Source organism: Natronorubrum thiooxidans (assembly GCF_900156475.1).
Taxonomy (GTDB): Archaea; Halobacteriota; Halobacteria; order Halobacteriales; family Natrialbaceae; genus Natronorubrum; species Natronorubrum thiooxidans.
Map to the genome: position 1 here is coordinate 93,895 of NZ_FTNR01000006.1, position 19,381 is coordinate 113,275.

Below are 19,381 nucleotides of genomic sequence, written 5' to 3' on the forward strand. Positions count from 1 at the left end.
GTCGGACAGTATCGAACTCGATATTCCAAACTCGTCTCGTGTGTCGGTGAATGTCCCGTCCCAGCGTCGAACGGGGAAACGGGCAGAACGTGATCGATTTCGCCCGTCAGTTCAGGCCGGAGATCGCACTCGTGTTACTTGCCTTCGAACTCGGGCTCGTCGTCACCAAAGAAGGCATTGATCCCCTCGTGGACGTCTTCGGAGTTGACGACGTGGCCGAAGCCCATCGACTCGACCTCGAGGCCGGCTTCGTGGTTGTCCCAGCCTTTCTGCATCGCACGCTTCGTAAAGCGCATCGCGAGCGGTGGGCCGCCAGCGAGCTTTGCAGCGTAGTCCTGTGCGGCCGTCTCGAACTCGTCTGGTTCGACGACCTCGTTGATGAACCCGAACGCGGCCATCTCCTCGGCGGGGAACCGATCTGCGGTGAAGATGATCTCTTTTGCACGGCCCATGCCGACGATGCGCTGGAGACGCTGCGTGCCACCCCATCCCGGGAGCAGGCCGAGGTTGAATTCGGGCTGGCCGAACTCCGAACGCGAGGTCGCGATCCGGATATCAGCACAGGTCGCAAGTTCCATTCCGCCGCCAAGACAGTAGCCATCGATGGCGGCCACGACCGGCAGCTCGATCTCCTCGAGGCGACCGAACGTTTCCTGGCCGTACTTCGAAAGTTCGACCGCATCGAAGGGGTCAGCGCCGCCACCGGCGATGCTCATGAAGTCCGCGCCCGCGGAGAACGCCTTCGATCCAGCACCCGTCAGCAGGAGTGCGCGAACGTCATCGTCGTCGTCGACGAGGTCGATTGCAGCGTCGAGTTCTTCGATGAGTTCCAGGCTGATGGAGTTCATCTGCTGGGGTCGGTTGAGTTCGATCTGTGCGACCTTGTCGCCGGGGTAGGTCAGCTCGATCGTGTCGAACTCCACTGTGCCGTCGTCCTCGCCTGCGTCATCGTAGAAGCCGCCTTCGTCGGCGACGGTGGCGAGGTGGTCGAACGGCTCGTAGCGTGGGTGGTCGGTCTCCTCGTAGGCGTCCTCGAGCGCGTCAGCGAGGTCGGCGACGCCGTACTCGTCGGCGAACTTCGCGGGGCCTTTCGGCCAGCGGCCGCCGAGTTTGACTGCCGTGTCGATCTCTTCGGGTGAGGCGACGTCGTCCCCGACGAGGTAGGCGACTTCGTTCGCGAGCACGGCGAGCAGGCGTTCTTTGACAGTCTCGCTGAACAGGTCGTCGTCCATCGAGACGTCCGCGCCGTCCCCGTCCTCGTAGTCGTAGAATCCCTTGCCGGACTTCTGGCCGAACTCCTCGTTGTCGACTTTCGTCTCCATCAGCGGGCACGGCTCGTAGCGATCGCCGGCGACCTCGTGCATGTAGTCGAGGACGTGATAGCCGACGTCGATACCGACGTAGTCTGCGAGTTCGAAACTCCCCATCGGCAACCCGATGTCGAACTTTGTCGTCGCGTCGACCTCTTCGATGGTGGCGACGTCGTCTTCGACGAGCCACGCGGCCTCGTTCATCAGCGGGACGAGAATGCGGTTGACGATGAAGCCGGGGACGTCCTTGCGGACGCGAACCGGCGTCTTGCCGACGTCTTCCGCAAATGCTTCGATCACGTCGAGCGTGGCATCTTCGGTATGGGCGCCGGAGATGACCTCGACGAGATCCATCCGGATCGGCGGGTTGAAAAAGTGCATCCCACAGAAGGATTCGGCTCGATCCGTGAACTCGGAGAGGTCCGTGATCGAGAGACTCGAGGTGTTCGTCGCGAAGACGGCTCGGTCGGGAGCAACCGCCTCGAGTTCGGTGTAAACATCTTGTTTGATCTCCATCTGCTCCGGCACGGCCTCGATAACGACGTCCGCATCGCCACAGGCTTCCGCCATGTCGACGAGCGGTGTGATCCGTTCGAGGGCCGCGTCGGCTTGCTCTTGGGTAAGCTGGTCGTTCTCGGCGAGCTTGTCGAGTGACCACTCGATCTGTTCGTACCCGTTCTGGACGAACTCCTCGTTGATGTCTCGCATGTTTACATCGTAGCCCGCCATCGCGACGACCTCCGCGATGCCATGGCCCATATTTCCTGCGCCGAGAACTGCGACGGTGTTGATGTCTTCCAGCTCCATGGTTACAGTTCCAATCGGCACGGGTTTCAACGTTTCCCTATTTCCTAAAGAAAACTATAGTTTCGTTTACTGTCGGTTACAAAGCTCTTTACCGCTGGCCTCGGAACTCGTTGACATGGAATTCGGTCTCACCGAAGAACAGGAGCAGATCCGTGAGGAAGTCAGGCGGTTCGCCGAGAACGAAATCGTCCCCGAAGCGGAGAAGTACGACGAAGAAGAAACGTTCCCCCACGAAATCGTCGACGAGGCCGCCAAGATGGGACTGGTCGGCTCGTCGATCCCCATCGAGTACGGCGGTGCGGGCTACTCGACGCTCGAGACAGTCCTCATCGCCGAGGAACTGTTCTCCTACGACCCTGGCATCGCGCTCTCAATCATGGCGTGTTCGTTCGGGACCGAAGCCATCCAGGAGTTCGGAACCGAAGCCCAAAAAGAGCGGTTCTTGGAGCCCGTTGCGATGGGCGAGAAGATTTCGGGAGCCGCGATCTCCGAACCCGACACCGGCTCGGACGTCTCCTCGGTCTCCACGCGCGCGGAGAAAGACGGCGACGAGTGGGTCATCAACGGCAACAAGATGTGGATCACCAACGGAACCGTTGGTGATTTCTTCGTCATGCTGTGTAAGACCAACCCTGACGCCGAGGGTCGCTACAACGGCTTCAGCCAGATCGTCGTCGAGTCCGACCGCGACGGCTTCTCGGCCGACAAGATCACCGGCAAGATGGGTATCCGCGCTTCCGACACGGCCGAACTCATCCTCGACAACGTCCGCGTTCCCGAGGAGAACCTCATCGGAACTCGCGACGCCGCCTTCATGCAGCAGATGCAGTTTTTCGACGCCACCCGAACCGGCGTCGCCGCCCAGGGTGTTGGTATCGCGAAAGGCGCACTGCGTGAGGCCCTCGATTACGCCGAGGACCGCGAACAGTTCGGCCAGCCGATCAGCGAGTTCCAGGCCGTCCAGCACAAACTCGCTGACATCGCGACCGAGACTGAGGCCGCACGCAACCTGACGTACAAGGCTGCCTGGAACGTCGATCAGGGCAACGACATCACCAAACTCGCCTCGATGGCCAAGGAGTACGCCTCCCGGGTCGCCGTCGACGCTGCAAACGAGGCCGTCCAGATCCACGGCGGCGCGGGCTACGTCAACGACTTCCCCGTCGAACGGTTCTACCGCGACTCGAAGATCACCCAGATCTACGAGGGGACCACCGAGATCCAGAAGAACGTCATCGCACGCGAACTGCTCGGCAAGGGCTTCTAGAGACGAAGTTTTGCCGAGGGCCGCGTACACCCGCCCGCAGCACAAAACGTCAATTAAAACCACTCCTCCTTCCTCTCCGCTCGAGTCGCGCTCCCGGCCAGTTGTCGCCTTCGTGGCCTCCAACGACGAACGCAACGACTGATCAGCCGTCGGTGTCCGAGTCGGTATCACCGTCGTCGCTGTCCGAATCCGTGTCGCCGTCGTCACGATCGAAATCGGTGTCGGTCCCGTCGGCGTCAGCATCGGTGTCAGTTCCGACACCGTCGAAATCCGCGTCTCCACCGTCGCTATCGCTGTCGGTATCTCCGTCACCAGTGGGTCGGTCCATGGTCGGTCCCAAAACGTCCGTGCCACTCGAGCCACCCGTCTCCGATTCCGTCGTCACAGGGTCGACGGTGCGGTCGGCATGGGTTGACGGCGACTCCTCGGGCACGTCCCCCTCGCCCGCGTCGGACGCCGACTCGTCAGAGAGCGTATACAGCACGACGGGTGGCAGGACGTAACAGCCAATCGCGACCGCCACGAACCACGGATCGACGAAGACGAGCAGGCCGAAGATCGCCAGCGCCGCGGTCGAGGCCGTGTGGACGGTCGTGTCCGTGTATCGCCGGTAGTACGCCCAGAACCCGTGGAGCCATTCGCTTCGGGTCACCATCGTCGATCCCATCATCCATCCTACGCCAGCCACCGAGAAACCCCTTTGGCGCGCGAGCCCCTGTCTAGACCCAATGAGAGAATTCGTCTTCGCCCTCGAGTACGAGTCGGGTGCGAACCCGGTCGCCGACGTCCTCGCCGAGTATCCGGCGGCGTCGATCCGGTCGCTGTCGTGTCACGTCACCGAAGACAGCCTCTGGCGGGTCGACCACGCCGAGGGGCCACCGGAGGCACTCGAGGCGCTCGAAGATGCCTACAAAACGGCCGACTTCTTCGCGGACTGTCTCGTCAAAGACGACTGCGGGGCGGAGTGTGAGGTGCAGGTGCTCGACCGCTCGAGTGACACGCTGGTGGTCTACACTTACTGGGATCGCACCGATATCTGTACGTCGGTTCCCCACATCGCCCTTGAGTATCTCGGCGAGGGGCTGTTGTTCGAGACCTATCGCGAGGGACGGCGCTACCGCTGGCGGATCGTGTTGGGCAGCGACGCGCCGATCCACGAGTTTTTCGATGCACTGGGCGAAGAAGTCGGCGAATGTGCGGGTATCGAGATGTTGCGGCTGACGGAACTCGGTCCCGAACACAACAGGATCGACCCCGACAACGATCGACCGCTGCCGAGCGAACAACAGGCTGCACTGCAGTCGGCCGTCGAGTACGGCTACTACGAGACCCCCCGACGGATCGACCTCTCCGAACTCGCCGAGCGACTGGACGTGCCGCGGTCGACGCTCTCCTACCGGCTTCGACGGGCCGAGGCCAGCCTCGCCACAGCGTTCGTCACTGACGAGCGATCGGTCGAGACGCATACGGCGGAGCTGTGATCGGTGTCGACGGGCTGGGGATGGGCCGGCCGAGTCGACGTCCAAGTTGGCGCACGCCAAATAACCCGTATAGTCTACGAGTGATTACTGACTCGTAATGACTGCGTCATCGCCATCGACGCCGCCCGACTCGAGTCACACGCTCGAGATACGGGTGCCAGAGATGGACTGTCCGTCTTGTGCCGGGAAGGTAACCAATAGTGTCGAGCGACTGGACGGAATCGACGGGATCGAGCCGCGGGTAACGAGCGGCCGACTCGTCGTCGAGTACGACCCCACGCAAACGAGCGATGCCGAGATCCGCGAGCGGGTTCGAGCGGCCGGCTACGAAATCGTCGATTCGGCGTCGGAGCTAACGCTGTCGGTCCCCGACATGGACTGTGCCTCGTGTGCCGGGAAAGTCGAGAACGCACTCGAGAGCGCCGACAGCGTCGGCGAGATCGAGACGCGCCCGACGTCGGGTCGCGTCACCGTCTCGGTCGCCGACGGAACCGACGCCGAGTCGGTCGCCGACGTGATCGGTGCTGCGGGCTACGACGCGACGCCCGTCGACGACGGTACCAACGCGGTCGCCGACGAGGATCCGATCTGGCAGAGCCGCCGAGCCATCGGGACCGCGATCGGTGCCGCGATCGTCACAGTCGGGATGGCACTCTCGTTTGTCGTCCCGGCGCTCGATCCGACGCTCGGTGCCGTCGCCGGTCGCACCTACGCGCTATCACACCTCCTGTTCATCGCCGCCGCGGTAGTTGCGGGGACGCCAATCTTGCGAAACGGCTACTACTCCGCTCGAAACCGGAGTCTCGACATCGACTTCCTGATGAGCGTCGGGATCGTCGCCAGCGTGGCGGCCCACCATCCCTTCGAGGGGGCGATGCTCGCGGTGTTGTTTTCGATCGCCGAGTTGCTCGAGCGGTTCTCGATGGATCGGGCCCGCGACTCGCTGCGCGAACTGATGGACCTCTCGCCCGAGACGGCGACCGTCAAACGCGCAGACGGCAGCGAAGAGACGATTCCAGCCGACGACCTCGCGGTCGGCGACACGGTCGTGGTCCGGCCGGGTGAGAAGATTCCGGCCGACGGCGTCGTTCGGGAGGGCTCGAGCGCGATCGACCAGTCGCCCATCACGGGTGAGAGCGTGCCCGCGGACAAGACGATTGGCGACGAGGTGTTCGCCGGGACGATCCCCGAGTCGGGCTATCTCGAGGTCGAGGTCGAAAGCGAAGCCGACGAGTCGACGATCGCACAGATCGTCCGGATGGTCGAGGACGCCGAACGGGAAAAGACCGACCGCGAGCGGTTCGTCGACCGTTTTGCAAGCGTCTACACGCCAATCGTCGTCGTGCTCGCGGTCGCAGTCGCAGTGGCCCCACCGCTGCTCGTCGGGGCGTCGTGGAACACCTGGTTCCTCCGCGGGCTGACGCTGCTGGTCATCGCCTGTCCCTGCGCGTTCGTCATCTCGACGCCGGTGAGCGTCGTCTCGGGAATCACCAGCGCCGCGCGAAACGGCGTCCTGATCAAAGGCGGGCGACATCTCGAGTCGGTCGGCGAAACCGACGTTCTCGCGATCGACAAAACGGGGACGCTGACCGCGGGCGATCTGTCCGTGACCGACGTGATTCCGCTCGAGGGTGTCGACGAGCAGGAGGTCCTCCGGCGTGCAAGCGCCGTGGAACGACGAAGCGAACACCCGATCGGACAGTCGATCGTGGGCTACGCCGACGAGCAGGGGGCCGTGACCGACGACGAGCACGAGATCTCGAACTTCGAAGCGCTGACGGGGAAAGGTGTCCGCGCCGAGATCGACGGCACGACACACTACGTCGGCAAACCCGATCTCTTCGATGGGCTCGCGAACCTCGAGCACGTCCATCGGACGACCGACGGGGGAACGACACTCGAGTCGACGGCGGGCGGTGGCCGACCGCAGTGTGAACGGGAGGGCTGTCTGGACGTTCTGAGCGGGGTCGTCCCTGACTTAGAGGCCGAGGGCAAGACCGTTGTGGTCATCGGCACCGATGACGGCCCGATCGGCGTCATCGGCGTCGCGGATCGCGTGCGTCCCGAAGCCGAATGGGCCGTCTCGCGGCTGCAGGCACAGGGCATCCGCGTGGTAATGCTCACCGGCGACAACGAGGGTACCGCGCGGGCGATCGCCGCCGAGGTCGGCATCAACGAGTACCACGCCGAACTCCTGCCCGACGAGAAACTCGAGTGGATCGACCGGCTCGCGGACGAACACGGCGGCGAAGACGACACGGGCCACGTCGCCATGGTCGGCGACGGGATCAACGACGCACCCGCGCTCGCGACCGCAGACGTCGGCATCGCGATGGGGGCTGCGGGGACGGATACGGCACTCGAGACAGCCGACGTTGCCCTGATGGGCGACGATCTAACGCGCCTGCCGTATCTGTTTGCCCTCTCGGGCAAAGCAAACGGTGTTATTCGCCAGAACATCTGGGCGAGCCTGGCCGTCAAGGCCGTCCTCGCCGCCGGCGCGCCGTTCGGGATCGTCACGGTGATTCACGCGGTCGTCATCGGCGACATGGGGATGAGCCTCGGCGTGACAGGCAACGCGATGCGACTGGCGAACGTCGAACCGGAGCTTCCCGACGACATCGACCGGGAGGCCTTCGAGGCCTAATCAGTCGTCGCCGTCGACGACGCGTCGAACTGCGTCGGTGCCCGGCCGGCCGTCGAGCCACCACAGTGTGACGCCGCCGACGAGGTGAACGACCGGCTGCAGCCTCTTTCACAATAGTTTCTTTGGCGTGCTAAATACCCCGTATAACTGCCCGTATCCTTCGTTTACGGCCACTTGCGTAGTTTGGTGTGTGGCCTATATTCGGCCAGCCCATACTGTACGTTGATGACAAAAACACCGCCTGCTGACCACGGCGTGCCGACGGCCGACGATCACGGTGGCGTCGACGGCCGACTACCACAGGGCGGAGACGAGGCCGATAACGACCGCGAGGCCCAGTACGACGTCGTCACCACGCCGGTGCTCGTTATTGGAGCGGGCGCTGCCGGGGCTCGAGTCGCCATCGAACTGGCCGAGTCGGGCCTCGAGCCGCTCGTCATCGGCAAACGCGACTACGGCGACGCTCACACGACATGGGCGGCCGGCGGGATCAACGCCGCGCTCGGCTCGCTCGATCCCGACGACGACTGGCCGATCCACGCGGCGGACACGCTGAACGAGGGCCACCACCTGAACGACCCCGAGGCCGTCGAGCTAACGGCCAAACACATGCCCGACCGAATCCGCGAACTCGACGAGTGGGGGATGTCGTTCGCCCGAACCGACGACGGAAAGATCAACCAGCGCTACTTCGGCGCGCAGTCCTACCGCCGAACCTGTTTCGTCGGCGATCGAACGGGCGAGGCCATGCTCGAGGCGCTGATCGGCCGGGCACAGGCGCTCGAGATTCCCTACCGCGAGAACGTGATGATCACGCGCCTGCTCTCCGATGGTACCCGTATCGACGGCGCGGTCGGCTTCGATATGGAGACCGGCGAGGGGCTGTTGTTCCGGACGAACCACGTCGTGCTAGCGGCAGGTGGGTTCTCGGCGACTTATCATCGTCACTCCTCGAGAGACGACGAGAACAACGGTGACGCACAAGCGCTTGCACTTGAGGCGGGGGCTCGCCTGCTCGATGCGGAGTTCGTCCAGTTCCACCCGACCGGCATGGTTGGGGAACGCTACGGAGACGAGTGGGATGGCCGACTCGTGACGGAGGCCGTCCGCGGGGAGGGCGGTCGGCTCTACAACGCCGAGGGCGAGCGATTCATGGAGCGGTACTCGCCGGATCAGATGGAACTCGACGCCAGAGACGTGGTCGCCCGCGCGATCGCCCAGGAGGTTCGCGAAGGCCGTGGGACCGAGAACGACGGCGTCTACCTCGATATCTCCCATCGCGACGCCGAGTACATCCGCGAGCGACTGCCGACGATGGTCGAGCGATTCGCCGAGCTCGGCGTCGACATCACGGACGAACCGATGGAGGTCGGGCCGACGGCCCACTACACGATGGGCGGCGTCGATATCGACTTCCAGACGGGCGAGACCGGCGTCGACGGACTGTACGCCGTCGGCGAGGCCGTCGCGGGCGTCCACGGGGCGAATCGCCTTGGCGGCAACTCGCTTGCCGAAACCGTCGCCATCGGCAAACTCGTGGGCGAGCACGTCAGCGAGCAGGTCACCGCGGACGACCACGCGCCCACGATCGCCGACGGCCAGCGTGCGCTGGCCGAACGCGAGTTTGCCGCGCTCGCGGAACTTGCCGCCTCGGACGGCGACGTCACGCCCACGGCCCTCCTCGAGGAACTCGGCGACCTGCTGTGGACCCACGCCGGCATCCTCCGCACCGAGGCGGGGCTTCGCGAGGGACTGGACCGACTCGAGGAGCTTCGCGCGCGAACAGCCGACCTCCGGGTCAACGGCGACCGTACCTCCCGGTCGTTCGAGTACGCCGTCGACCTCTCCGTGAGTCTCACCGTCGCCGAGGTGTTGCTCCGGACAGCCCTCGAGCGAACCGAGTCTCGTGGCGCACACTACCGGACGGATTACCCGGAGACGGACCCGACCTGGCGACAGAATCTCATCGTCTCGGCCGACGAGCACGGGCTCTCGATCCGACGCCGGGGTGTCGCCGAACCGAGCGAGCCAGTCCGTAAGGCCCTCAAGGAAGGGTACGAACTCGACTATCACCACCTCGAGTAACCGACTCGAGACGAGCAGTCCGAGCGGAAGGCGTGGCCGTCCGGGCCGCCGTCAGGCCTCGTATTCGGCCCAGATATACCGTGTCGCGGTGCTCCGATAGGGTCGCCACGGCTCAGCGATCTCGCGCATCTCGGCTCGCGTCAACTCCACACTGTCGTTGTACAACCCTTCGATTCCCCGCCGAACCGCGAGGTCGCCAAGCGGTAAGACGTCCGGCCGCTCGAGGACGAACAGGAGGTACATGTTGGCAGTCCACTCGCCGACGCCTTTGATTTCGGTGAGTTCGGCGATCACGGCCTCGTTAGTGTAATCAGCCAGACCGACACGCGTGAGATCGCGCTCTTGAAACGCGCGGGCAGCGTTTTCGACGTAGTCGACTTTCGTCCGTGAGAGGCCGGCCTCGCGAAGCGCGTCTCGAGACGCGGCGAGCACCGTGTCAGGAGTGACCTCGCCCTCGAGGACGTCGAAGACGCGCTCGCGGACGGCCGCGGCGCTCGCCGTCGAGAGCTGCTGGTTGATGATCGACACACAGAGGCGCTCGTACTCGTTTTCGACCGGCTCGAGCGGGTGTGGCTCGCGGCGATCGATCACGTCGGCCAGCACGGGATCGTCCCGAAGGACGGATTCGGGAGCGGTGCGAGCGGTGGAGTCTGGATCAGCCATCGTCATCGATGAGGAGGCTCGAGCGAACAAAAGCGCGTTGTTCGGACGGAACGAGACGCATCAGCTAGTAAATATTCTTCGACTGGACTGAGCAGTATAATCAGCTCTTGTCCGTCGAAAAAGGGTGGCAGACTGTTTGAGCGACTGGCTAAGACAGTAGCACGAACCCGATTATACAGGCCACAAGAGGGGTCTCGAGAACCGTCGCGGCTCGGTTACTCGAGGTCGAAGCGATCGAGCTTCATGACTCTGCTCCACGTGTCCACGAAGTCCTGCACGAATTGCTCCTCGCCGTCTTCGGACCCATAGACTTCCGCGATGGCGCGGAGTCGGGAGTTCGACCCGAAGATGAGGTCGACGCGCGAGCCTTTCCATTCGACCTCACCCGTCTCGCGGTCGCGCAGCTCGAAGACTTCCTTGTCGTCCGAGACCGGTTCCCACTCGTAGTCCATGCCGAGTACGGTCTCGAAGAAGTCGTTGGTCAGTGCCTCCGGCTCGTCGGTGAAAACGCCGAGGTCCGAGTCCTGGTAGGTCGCACCCAGCGTGCGCATCCCGCCGACCAGGACCGTCATTTCATCGGCCGTCAGGTCCAGCAGGTCAGCCTTGTCGACCAGCAACTCTTCGGCTTTGCGCTCGGCCTCGTCCTCGAGGTAGTTGCGGAACCCATCGGCGTTCGGCTTGAGCGCCTCGAAGGACTCGACATCGGTCTGTTCCTGCGAGGCGTCGGTCCGGCCCGGTTCGAACGGGACCGCCACGTCGTACCCGGCATCCGCTGCTGCCTGCTCGACGGCTGCGTTGCCGCCCAACACGATCAGGTCGGCGAGCGAAACCCGCACGCCGTCGGCTCGAGGGTCGTTGAACTCCGCTTGAATCCCTTCGAGGGTCTCCAGTACCGTCTTGAGCTCGTCGGGTTCGTTGACGTCCCAGCTCCGCTGGGGCTCGAGGCGAATTCGGGCCCCGTTCGCGCCACCGCGCTTGTCGCTGTCGCGGTACGTCGATGCCGACGCCCAGGCAGTTTTGACCAGCTGGGAGACCGACAGGTCCGACTCGAGGATCTCCGCTTTGAGGGCGGCGATCGCTTCGTCCCCGATTAGTTCGTGATCGACGTCGGGAAGGGGATCCTGCCAGAGCATCTCCTCGTCGGGGACCTCCGGCCCGAGGAACCGGGACGGCGGACCCATGTCGCGGTGGATCAGCTTGTACCAGGCCTTTGCGAAGGTCATCCCGAACGCCATCGGGTTCTCCTGGAAGCGCTCGACGATCTCCCGATACTCTGGGTCTCGCTTGAGGGCGACGTCCGTCGTGAGCATCATCGGGGTGACCTTCCCCGACGGGTCGTGGGCGTCCTGTGCGGAGTCGTGGAGTTCCTCGTCGACTGGCGTCCACTGCCACGCACCACCAGGGCCCTTCTCGGGCTCCCACTCGTAGTCGAGCAGGTTGTTGAGGAAGTCCATGTCCCAATCGATGGGCGACTGGGTCCACGGGCCCTCGATGCCACTGGTGATCGTGTCGGGACCGTTGCCTTCGCCGTGCTCGTTCTCCCAGCCGAGGCCCTGCTGCTCGATGGGAGCCGCTTCGGGTTCGGGACCGAGGTTCTCGTCGGAGTCAGCACCGTGGACCTTCCCGAACGTGTGTCCGCCGGCGATGAGTGCAACCGTTTCCTCGTCGTTCATCGCCATTCGATCGAACGACTGTCGAATGTACTTCGCCGACTCTTTCGGGTCCGGCTCACCGCCCGGGCCTTCCGGGTTCACGTAGATCAGGCCCATGTGGTCGGCGGCGAGATCGCCCTCGAGGTTCCCCTCTTCGTCGTGGCGCTTGTCTGCCATCATTTCCGCTTCGGGGCCCCAGTCGACGGCCTTGTCGGGCTTGAACGCGTCCTCGCGCCCGCCAGCGAAGCCGTACGTCTCGAATCCCATCGACTCCATGGCGACGTTCCCGGATAGCACCAGCAGGTCGGCCCACGAGAGTTTGCGGCCGTACTTCTGTTTGACCGGCCAGAGCAGGCGACGCGCCTTGTCGAGGTTTGCGTTGTCGGGCCAGCTGTTGAGCGGTGCAAAGCGCTGTGTGCCGCCGGACGCGCCACCACGGCCGTCGGTGGTGCGGTACGTGCCGGCGCTGTGCCACGCCATCCGAATAATCAACGGTCCGTAGTGGCCGTAGTCCGCCGGCCACCACTCTTGTGACGTCGTCAATACGTCCTCGATATCCGCCTTCAGTTCTTCGAAGTCGATTGACTCGAATGCCTCGGCGTAATCGAAGTCCTCACCTCTCGGATCGACCTGTTCAGCATTCTGATCGAGAATCTCGAGGTTCAACTGATTCGGCCACCACTCTTGGTCGGTCCCATTCATTACTAGGTAGTTGTTGCCTTCGCGTGTTAAGATTTTCTAATTCAGTAATGATGTCTTCGCCGCAGCAAAAGCAATCTTCTGCATTCAAGAGCTTTTATCCGTGATACACTCGCGCTGTGTATTTAACACAGTCACCGTGGTGGTGGCTCTTCGCCGTCACCGAGGTTGTGTTTTGTTATATAAAAGAAAGCCGCAAACCAATTATAACAGGACTACACGCAGTAGCCCAAAGAATTCTCGCTGCTCGAAATCGAGATTCTAAACCGCTATTTGACTCGATAGAGATGGGCAAACAGCCACCGCACGACTGTCGTCATCGTTCGACGACGTAACGACGTGGCGATGGCACCGCTCGTTACTCTTCTTCCTCTGGCGTGTCGTGGGCGTCGCTGTCTGTCCGCCGACTGACATCGACCTGGTAGTTCTCGAGGATGTCGCGGCCGAGGATGACAGGATAGTCCATGTGACTGCGGTCTTCGACGCTTGCGGTGACGGTGTGTTGATTCCCACCGACGCCGACGACGACGTCGACGACAGGGCGGCTCTTGGCCGTCTTGCTGCTGCCGGATCTGATCCGGGTGATAGACTTGATCGGGCCGGCTCCGATGTCGGCTGCGAGACCGGTGTCGATGCTCGTCCGCGTCGCACCGGTGTCGGATTTGGCCATCACGGACTTCGAGCCGCTGGTTCCCGAGAGGACGATCTCTTCGGTGTAGCCGATCACGGTTGGTTCCGTGTCGGATTTGGACGACCGACTCGGCTGGGCCGTCGGTCTGGAGTCGTCGAGGACGTTCGAGAGCTCCTGGACGCGTTCATCGTCGACCTCACCGCCAGCGCTCTCGATCGCGAGCTTTGCGATGTAGGGAGCCGGGCTGACGTGGGTTGCCTCGTACAGTCCCTTGAATCCAGCCGTCGGATTGACCTCGAGGACGAACCAGCCGTCGTCACCTTCGACGAGATCGACGCCGGCGTAGTCGAGCCCGATAGCCTCGGATGCTTGACGGGCCATCTCCCGGGCCTCCTCGGGGAGGTCGTCGGTCGCGTTTTCGACGGAGCCGCCGAGTGCGACATTGGTTCGCCAGTCGTTGTCGGGGGCGTAGCGGTACATCGCGCTGATGATTTCGCCGCCGACGACGTAGACGCGAACGTCTCGGTGCTCGGCACCGTCGCGGTCGATCAGCTTCTGTAAGAACGCGTATCGGTTTCCGACTTTCGCGTTGACCGGTTCCTCGGTACCGACCTTCCACGTACCGCCGCCGTGGGTGCCGATTGCCGTCTTGTAGACGGCCTCCTCACCGTACTTACCGCGTGCGGCGTTGAGTTGTTCGCTGTTGAGAGCGAGCGTGACGTCGGGGGTCTGGACGCCGTTCGCTGCGAGTGTCGTCGCCGTCGAGAGCTTGTGGATCGCCGTCAGAACCGTCGACGGCTCGTTGAGCATCGGCATCAGCTGTGCGAACGTGTTCGCAAGCCCGAGTTCCTCGGCGGGCTGTTCGGTGTTCGACAACAGCATTCGGTTCGCGATGACGTCGACATCCGGCTCGAGGACGACGTCGCCGTCAGTGACGCTGACGGCGGTGTTCTCGTTGCGAAGCCATTCGGTATCGTGACCCAGTGCCTCGACCGCGTTCAAAATCGCTTTCGTCTCTTTGCTCGTATGAAGGCTCAATACCCCAACAGTGACAGGATCTGCAACAGCCATACCGAGTTGCAGGGCGACATAGGCAAAAAGGATACTGTCATCGGAACCGACAGATAACTGAGAGGTCGTGTCGCTTGATCGCCCGACGGCAGCCCGATCGGCGGACATGCTATGTGGATTGGTATCCTATCAAATATCACGTCAGATGTGGATTCGCTGGCCGGCCGTGGTAACTCCACAACCCAGTGAAAGCTCCCGGTGACAGTGAGAGTCACTGACACGGTCCGTTCTAGGTCATCGCCGAGCGGACATCTCGTGGATCGACCAGCCCGCTCGCGACGGCGAGGATCGCCCACGTCAGCGCACCGAGCGCGATCGCCCCAATCAACATCAGGGGACTCGAGACCAGCGGCGTCACGAGCAACACGGCGAGTGCCATCACACCGGTGATTCCACAGATCAGTCCCATCGATCGACCGAGTCGACGAAGCCGCAGAGACAGCTCCGAGTGGACGATATAGAGGTTCACTGCCACGTACACCGAATGCGTCGCGACTGTCGCGATCGCCGCGCCGACGACGCCGACCGTCGGGATCAACACGAGATTCAGGCCGAAGTTCGCTGCGGCCGTCCCGCCTTTCGCGACGGCTCGCGATCGCGCGCGGCCGAGATAATCCAGGCTGTCGCTGGTCAGGTTCGTAATCGCCTGCAAAACGATGAAGACGGCGAGAACCTGCAGGACGGGGACCGCACCCGCATAGTCGGTCCCGAAGACCATCGTCACGAGCGGCTCTGCGATGATGACGAGCCCAGCGGTTGCCGGAATATACAGCAACATCGTGTGTGTCAGCGACGTCTCGTAGATCTGGCGTGCCCGCTCGAGTTGGCCCGTTGCTTTCTGCTCACCGAAGTTCGGCGAGATGGTAAAGCCGAGCGATTCGGCGGGCGCGAGGACGAAATCCGAGATTTGTTTCCCCAGCGTGTAGAACGCGACGGCAGTCGGCGTCAGAAAGACACCGACGAGGACGGTGTCGATCTGTTTGTCGATGACGTTTGCGCTCCGTGTTGCCGTCAGCGGCACGCTGTACTCGAGCAGCCGCCGTGAGAGCCCGTCCTCGTACGTGGTAGCCGGCTCGTACTGAGTGTAGAACTTGTAGTACAACAACGTTACTCCGACGGCAGCCGAGAGGACGTAGCCGACAATATACCCGAAAAAGGCTCCCAGTGCGCCCAGTCCCATGAGTACGAACCCGACGGCGAAGACGAGGCGAGCGACGCCGCTGATAGCCTGGACGACGGCACTGTAGACGAGGCGATTGAACCCCTGAAACGCGACCTGTGTGAAGGTGCTAAACGAGAAGACGGTGATGTAGATGACGCCTGCCGCAAGAAACGGTGCGGCCGTCGGCTCGCCCAAGCCGATCGCGATCCGCTCGTGAAACACCAGAAGCGTATAGCCAACGAGCGTGATGATGACGATCTTGACCGTAATCGTCGTCCGGATTAGGTGCGGGATCTGTCCTGGTGCCTTCTCGCTGTACTCCGAAAAGTAGCGGGCTGCGGACTTGCCGAACCCGAGATCCGCGACTAGCTGGAGGATCGCGAGCACCCCAATCACCCAGTACAGCGTTCCGTACCCATCGGGATCGAGGAGATATCGCGCCAGCAAAAACATCAACAGCGCACTCGAGAGCATATAGACCGCTCGAGCGACGAGCGTTGCTTTGAATCCGTGAACGATGTGGTCCTGTCTACTCATTCGAAATATGTCTCAGTCGGTGGGAGGCTCGACCCGCCCGAACCGCGCGATCGAGATACTGGTCCCGAAGACTGAGCCACCAATTGTAATGCGGTGACAACAGCTGTATGCTTTCGATACCGGGGCCGATACGCTCGGCCAAAACGTCACGATGAATCGCCGTGGCGTGTCGCTACTGGTGTGGCAACGGTTGGTGGGCCGTTCGAGACGGGGTGCTCTCCGGGGTGTCCACCGACTAGGTCGAATCACGGCTTGCCACCAGCTACGACAGCAGTCTCATCGAGAGAGGTAGTCTACAGAGAGACAGCAAGAGCGCCGACACGAGGGACACTCAGACGGGCTGCTGTAACGAGTTATTGCTGATCACCAGAGACGGGATCGGTGAGCGGCGGTAATTGAGTACAGCAGTCCGTATTAGAGGTACGACGAGTCCCACCGCGTCGCTTTCCGCCGGTTTCCACAGGCGTTACACTCGACACGTCCCATCGCGTCCATCGCGTTATCGATCGAGTTGCAGTTGCCACAGAGCAAAGCGTATCGGTCCGTTCGGTCCTCGTTCTTGTAGGCGCTGTAAAACGGTGCCTTTGCCCCACGGGACGCCTCACCGTAGCTCACGTAGATCGTCTCGCCATCGACCTCGAGTTCGTCGACGGCTCCCCAGCCGTCCTCGCCGGCGTCGCTTTCTGCGTAGACGTTCTCGGTAAACGTCTTTTCGCCGATCTCGACCTCGCGCTGGCCGGCCTGTTCGAAGCCGTGGTCCTGGTAGAACTCGTTGCCACCCTCGTTGTCCTCGAGGACGAGTCCCTGAATCTGGTCGGCCCCTTCATCGAGCAGTTTCTCCCGGGTCCGGACGAGCAGGCGGACGCCCGTGCCGCCACCGCGGTGGTCGGGGTCGATATGCAGCCACAGAATGCGACCGGTGTCGTATCGCTGGCCAACTAGATCGCTCTGAGAGAAGCCGACTATGTCACCGTCGCGCTCGAGCACGAGAACGAGCGAGTGGTCGGTGTCGAGTTCGTCGGCAAACGAGTCGCCGTACCACTGCTCGACTGCGTCTTCGATCGTTGCTTCCTCGAGGAAGTCGGTGTACGTCGAACTGAGCGAACGGTGGGCAATCGAGCGGATGGCATCGATGTCGGCAGCAGTTGCTTCACGAATCTCCATGTGTGTTCATAACGCATCATCATACAAAACATATGCCCACGGGGCAAGTTTTTTCTCGATTGCTGTCCGATAGAACGACCCTCATGTTCGTGAAATTAACGTTGGCGGCTCCCTGACGAACCAACAGGAGAAGATTCACATTGCTGCCGCCGGAGACACTGCTATGAGCGACGATTTCGACGAGCCGCCCGACGATGGCACATCTGGTCGCATGGCTGAGGCGTTTACGTACAACGGCGGCCGCGTTGATCCCGGCGAATCGGCGAACATCCGGTACGGTATCAGCGAAACGTATCTCGGTGATCCGGTTCGGATCCCCGTGACGGTCATCAACGGCGAACATCCGGGACCGACCGTCTTCCTCTCGGCGGCAGCCCACGGCGACGAACTCAACGGTATCGAGGTCGTCCGTGAGGTCGCCCACGACTGGGATCACTCTGATCTCCATGGAACACTGATCTGTCTGCCCGTGATGAACGTCCACGGCTTTCTCGCACAGGAGCGGTATCTGCCGATCTACGACCGGGATCTGAACCGTTCGTTCCCCGGCCGTGAAGGGTCGACGAGCGCCCGGCGGATGGCCCACCAGATCTTCACGAACTTTATCGAACCCTGTGACCTCGGGATCGACTTTCACACATCCACGCGCGGGCGAACGAACATGCTCCACGTTCGAGCCAACATGGAGAACCCGAAGACGGCTCGAGTCGCGAAGGCGTTCAGTTCCAACGTCATCATCGCCGGCGAAGGCCCATCGGGCACGCTCCGGCGGGAGGCGACAGTGGCCGATATTCCGACGATCACCGTCGAGATGGGGGAGGCACATCGGTTCCAGCGGAATCTGATCGACCGCGCGCTGACCGGCGTCGCGAGCGTCCTCGCCGAGTTCGGACTCCATCCGGAGTCGTCCGTTCACTGGCCCGGTTGGCGGACCATCATCGACGACGACAACGAGAAAACCTGGATCCGCGCGGACGCGGGCGGCATCGTCGACATGAAACGCGGCCGAAGCGAGCTCGTCAAAGAAGACGAGGTGATCTGTGCGATCACCAACCCGTTCAAAGAAGAAGAGGACATCGTCACTGTGGAAGCCCCGTTTACCGGACTGATCGTCGGCGTCCTCGAGAACCCGGTCGTCTACCCAGGGAATCCCCTATGTCACCTTGTCGGACTCTCGCCGGACACGTTAACCGCATTGGAGCGCGAGCGGACGGCCGACCACTCACAGTCGGGGCTCCAGACCGGTGACCGCCCGCCGCGCTGACCGCGAGTGAGACGGCCAGGACAGCCCGGACGCTCCTGCAGTTTCGTCGATTCCCGAACTGGTTCGGGAGGCATTACTGATCTTCATTCGACCTCGACTCAATATTTCTGAGATAACGGTCAACAGAAGCGATAAAAGTAACTTCTATACCCCCACGGTCTAACGGACCACATGAGCGTATGAGTCAGTCTTACAATCGCGGTCTCATCGAGGACTTCGGTCGCTGGAAGGAGTTCTCGGCCGGCATGTGGGCGTGGATCTTCCACAAGTTCACCGGGTGGATGCTGATCGGCTACCTGTTTACCCACATCGCCGTGCTGAGTAGCGCCCTCACCGGCCCCGAAGCGTATACGAACACCATTCAGGGTCTCGAGAGTCTCTTCATTATCCGAGTGCTCGAGGTCGGACTGCTCGCCGTGGCAGTCTTTCATATCCTGAACGGACTCCGCTTGCTGATGGTCGACCTCGGTATCGGGCTCGACACACAGGACAAGAGTTTCTACGCCTCGCTGGTGTTGACGGCGATCATCACCGTTGCGAGTGTGCCGACCTTCATGGACGGGGTGACGATCTAATGGCAGAACGATACTCCTCGTTCGCCCCGGGCGGCACGACGTGGCTGCTACAGCGGATTACGGCGGCCTTCTTAGTCGTCGTGCTCGCTTTTCATTTCTTCCTCTTGCACTTCGTCAACCACGCTGCGGACGTGACGTTCATGGGAACGCAGGCCCGTATGGAGAACGTCGGGTACTTCCTGACGATGGTGTTGTTCCTGATTGCGGGGACGTTCCACGGTGTCAACGGCGTCTACAACGCCCTCGTTAATCAGGGACTCCAGGGGACTCAGAAGAAAGTCGTGCTTGCGGTGCTCGTCATCGCGAGCGTGGCACTCATTGCCCAGGGAACCTACGTTGCAACCGTTATGGCGGGGTGGACCTAAC

Annotated in this window: 14 protein-coding genes; 7 read left to right on the forward strand and 7 right to left on the reverse strand. The window is 62.4% G+C overall.

The genetic code is table 11. The features are described 5' to 3' along the window. Positions 1-134: 134 nt before the first annotated feature. Entirely contained in the window at positions 135-2,117 is a 1,983-nt protein-coding gene (locus BW940_RS09895; protein WP_076609044.1) for a 3-hydroxyacyl-CoA dehydrogenase/enoyl-CoA hydratase family protein, read from the reverse strand. 115 nt (positions 2,118-2,232) lie between these two features. On the opposite strand from BW940_RS09895, the gene BW940_RS09900 reads away from it, so the two are divergent. Further along, complete coding sequence (locus tag BW940_RS09900; RefSeq protein WP_076609045.1) at positions 2,233-3,384, forward strand: acyl-CoA dehydrogenase family protein; 1,152 nt, start codon at positions 2,233-2,235, stop codon at positions 3,382-3,384. A 142-nt stretch (positions 3,385-3,526) separates the two neighbouring features. Here BW940_RS09900 and BW940_RS09905 read toward each other — a convergent pair whose 3' ends face one another. After that, a complete protein-coding gene (locus BW940_RS09905) occupies positions 3,527-4,051 on the reverse strand; it encodes a hypothetical protein (RefSeq protein WP_076609046.1) in 525 nt (174 codons plus the stop codon). Between the two features lie 61 nt (positions 4,052-4,112). On the opposite strand from BW940_RS09905, the gene BW940_RS09910 reads away from it, so the two are divergent. The 3 genes from BW940_RS09910 (at position 4,113) to BW940_RS09920 (ending at position 9,597) form a co-directional block, all read left to right on the forward strand. Further along, complete coding sequence (locus BW940_RS09910; RefSeq protein ID WP_076609047.1) at positions 4,113-4,865, forward strand: helix-turn-helix domain-containing protein; 753 nt, start codon at positions 4,113-4,115, stop codon at positions 4,863-4,865. Between the two features lie 97 nt (positions 4,866-4,962). Further along, positions 4,963-7,512: a heavy metal translocating P-type ATPase gene (locus BW940_RS09915; protein ID WP_076609048.1), complete on the forward strand. Its 2,550-nt coding sequence runs from the start codon at positions 4,963-4,965 to the stop codon at positions 7,510-7,512. A 225-nt stretch (positions 7,513-7,737) separates the two neighbouring features. Further along, entirely contained in the window at positions 7,738-9,597 is a 1,860-nt protein-coding gene (locus BW940_RS09920; RefSeq protein ID WP_076609049.1) for an L-aspartate oxidase, read from the forward strand. Positions 9,598-9,648: 51 nt separating this feature from the next. Here BW940_RS09920 and BW940_RS09925 read toward each other — a convergent pair whose 3' ends face one another. From BW940_RS09925 to BW940_RS09945, 5 genes are all read right to left on the reverse strand, one after another. After that, positions 9,649-10,266, reverse strand: coding sequence for a DNA-3-methyladenine glycosylase family protein (locus tag BW940_RS09925; RefSeq protein WP_076609050.1), 618 nt, complete (start codon positions 10,264-10,266; stop codon positions 9,649-9,651). Positions 10,267-10,475: 209 nt separating this feature from the next. Then, positions 10,476-12,614 carry a catalase/peroxidase HPI gene (katG, locus tag BW940_RS09930; RefSeq protein ID WP_076609051.1) on the reverse strand — a complete coding sequence of 713 codons (2,139 nt, stop codon included), beginning with the start codon at positions 12,612-12,614 and terminating at the stop codon, positions 10,476-10,478. A gap of 355 nt (positions 12,615-12,969) precedes the next feature. Beyond that, the gene (locus BW940_RS09935; protein ID WP_076609192.1) at positions 12,970-14,313 is read right to left on the reverse strand and encodes a RimK family alpha-L-glutamate ligase; all 1,344 of its coding nucleotides are present in this window, start codon (positions 14,311-14,313) and stop codon (positions 12,970-12,972) included. Positions 14,314-14,542: 229 nt separating this feature from the next. Continuing rightward, the gene (locus BW940_RS09940) at positions 14,543-16,012 is read right to left on the reverse strand and encodes a flippase (protein ID WP_076609052.1); all 1,470 of its coding nucleotides are present in this window, start codon (positions 16,010-16,012) and stop codon (positions 14,543-14,545) included. A gap of 414 nt (positions 16,013-16,426) precedes the next feature. After that, positions 16,427-17,176 carry a GNAT family N-acetyltransferase gene (locus tag BW940_RS09945; RefSeq protein WP_076609053.1) on the reverse strand — a complete coding sequence of 250 codons (750 nt, stop codon included), beginning with the start codon at positions 17,174-17,176 and terminating at the stop codon, positions 16,427-16,429. 163 nt (positions 17,177-17,339) lie between these two features. Between BW940_RS09945 and BW940_RS09950 the strand changes: the two genes are divergently transcribed. The 3 genes from BW940_RS09950 to BW940_RS09960 all read left to right on the forward strand — a co-directional run bounded on the left by BW940_RS09950 (position 17,340) and on the right by BW940_RS09960 (position 19,380). After that, entirely contained in the window at positions 17,340-18,440 is a 1,101-nt protein-coding gene (locus BW940_RS09950) for a succinylglutamate desuccinylase/aspartoacylase family protein (RefSeq protein ID WP_076609054.1), read from the forward strand. A gap of 179 nt (positions 18,441-18,619) precedes the next feature. Then, on the forward strand, positions 18,620-19,015 hold the full coding sequence (sdhC, locus tag BW940_RS09955) for a succinate dehydrogenase, cytochrome b556 subunit (protein WP_076609055.1): 396 nt from the start codon (positions 18,620-18,622) through the stop codon (positions 19,013-19,015). After that, positions 19,015-19,380, forward strand: a complete 366-nt coding sequence (locus tag BW940_RS09960) for a succinate dehydrogenase/fumarate reductase transmembrane subunit (protein ID WP_076609056.1) — start codon at positions 19,015-19,017, stop codon at positions 19,378-19,380. The genes sdhC and BW940_RS09960 overlap by 1 nt, the downstream gene beginning before the upstream one ends. Position 19,381 lies beyond the last annotated feature (1 nt).

Bases quoted from the DNA above. Each gene is read 5' to 3' on its own strand.
- katG (WP_076609051.1), bottom strand. From the start codon at position 12,614: ATGAATGGGACCGACCAAGAGTGGTGGCCGAATCAGTTGAACCTCGAG.
- BW940_RS09950 (WP_076609054.1), top strand. From the start codon at position 17,340: ATGAGCGACGATTTCGACGAGCCGCCCGACGATGGCACATCTGGTCGC.
- BW940_RS09940 (WP_076609052.1), bottom strand. From the start codon at position 16,012: ATGAGTAGACAGGACCACATCGTTCACGGATTCAAAGCAACGCTCGTC.
- BW940_RS09900 (WP_076609045.1), top strand. From the start codon at position 2,233: ATGGAATTCGGTCTCACCGAAGAACAGGAGCAGATCCGTGAGGAAGTC.
- BW940_RS09905 (WP_076609046.1), bottom strand. From the start codon at position 4,051: ATGGGATCGACGATGGTGACCCGAAGCGAATGGCTCCACGGGTTCTGG.
- BW940_RS09920 (WP_076609049.1), top strand. From the start codon at position 7,738: ATGACAAAAACACCGCCTGCTGACCACGGCGTGCCGACGGCCGACGAT.
- BW940_RS09915 (WP_076609048.1), top strand. From the start codon at position 4,963: ATGACTGCGTCATCGCCATCGACGCCGCCCGACTCGAGTCACACGCTC.
- BW940_RS09895 (WP_076609044.1), bottom strand. From the start codon at position 2,117: ATGGAGCTGGAAGACATCAACACCGTCGCAGTTCTCGGCGCAGGAAAT.
- sdhC (WP_076609055.1), top strand. From the start codon at position 18,620: ATGAGTCAGTCTTACAATCGCGGTCTCATCGAGGACTTCGGTCGCTGG.
- BW940_RS09960 (WP_076609056.1), top strand. From the start codon at position 19,015: ATGGCAGAACGATACTCCTCGTTCGCCCCGGGCGGCACGACGTGGCTG.
- BW940_RS09935 (WP_076609192.1), bottom strand. From the start codon at position 14,313: ATGGCTGTTGCAGATCCTGTCACTGTTGGGGTATTGAGCCTTCATACG.
- BW940_RS09945 (WP_076609053.1), bottom strand. From the start codon at position 17,176: ATGGAGATTCGTGAAGCAACTGCTGCCGACATCGATGCCATCCGCTCG.
- BW940_RS09910 (WP_076609047.1), top strand. From the start codon at position 4,113: ATGAGAGAATTCGTCTTCGCCCTCGAGTACGAGTCGGGTGCGAACCCG.
- BW940_RS09925 (WP_076609050.1), bottom strand. From the start codon at position 10,266: ATGACGATGGCTGATCCAGACTCCACCGCTCGCACCGCTCCCGAATCC.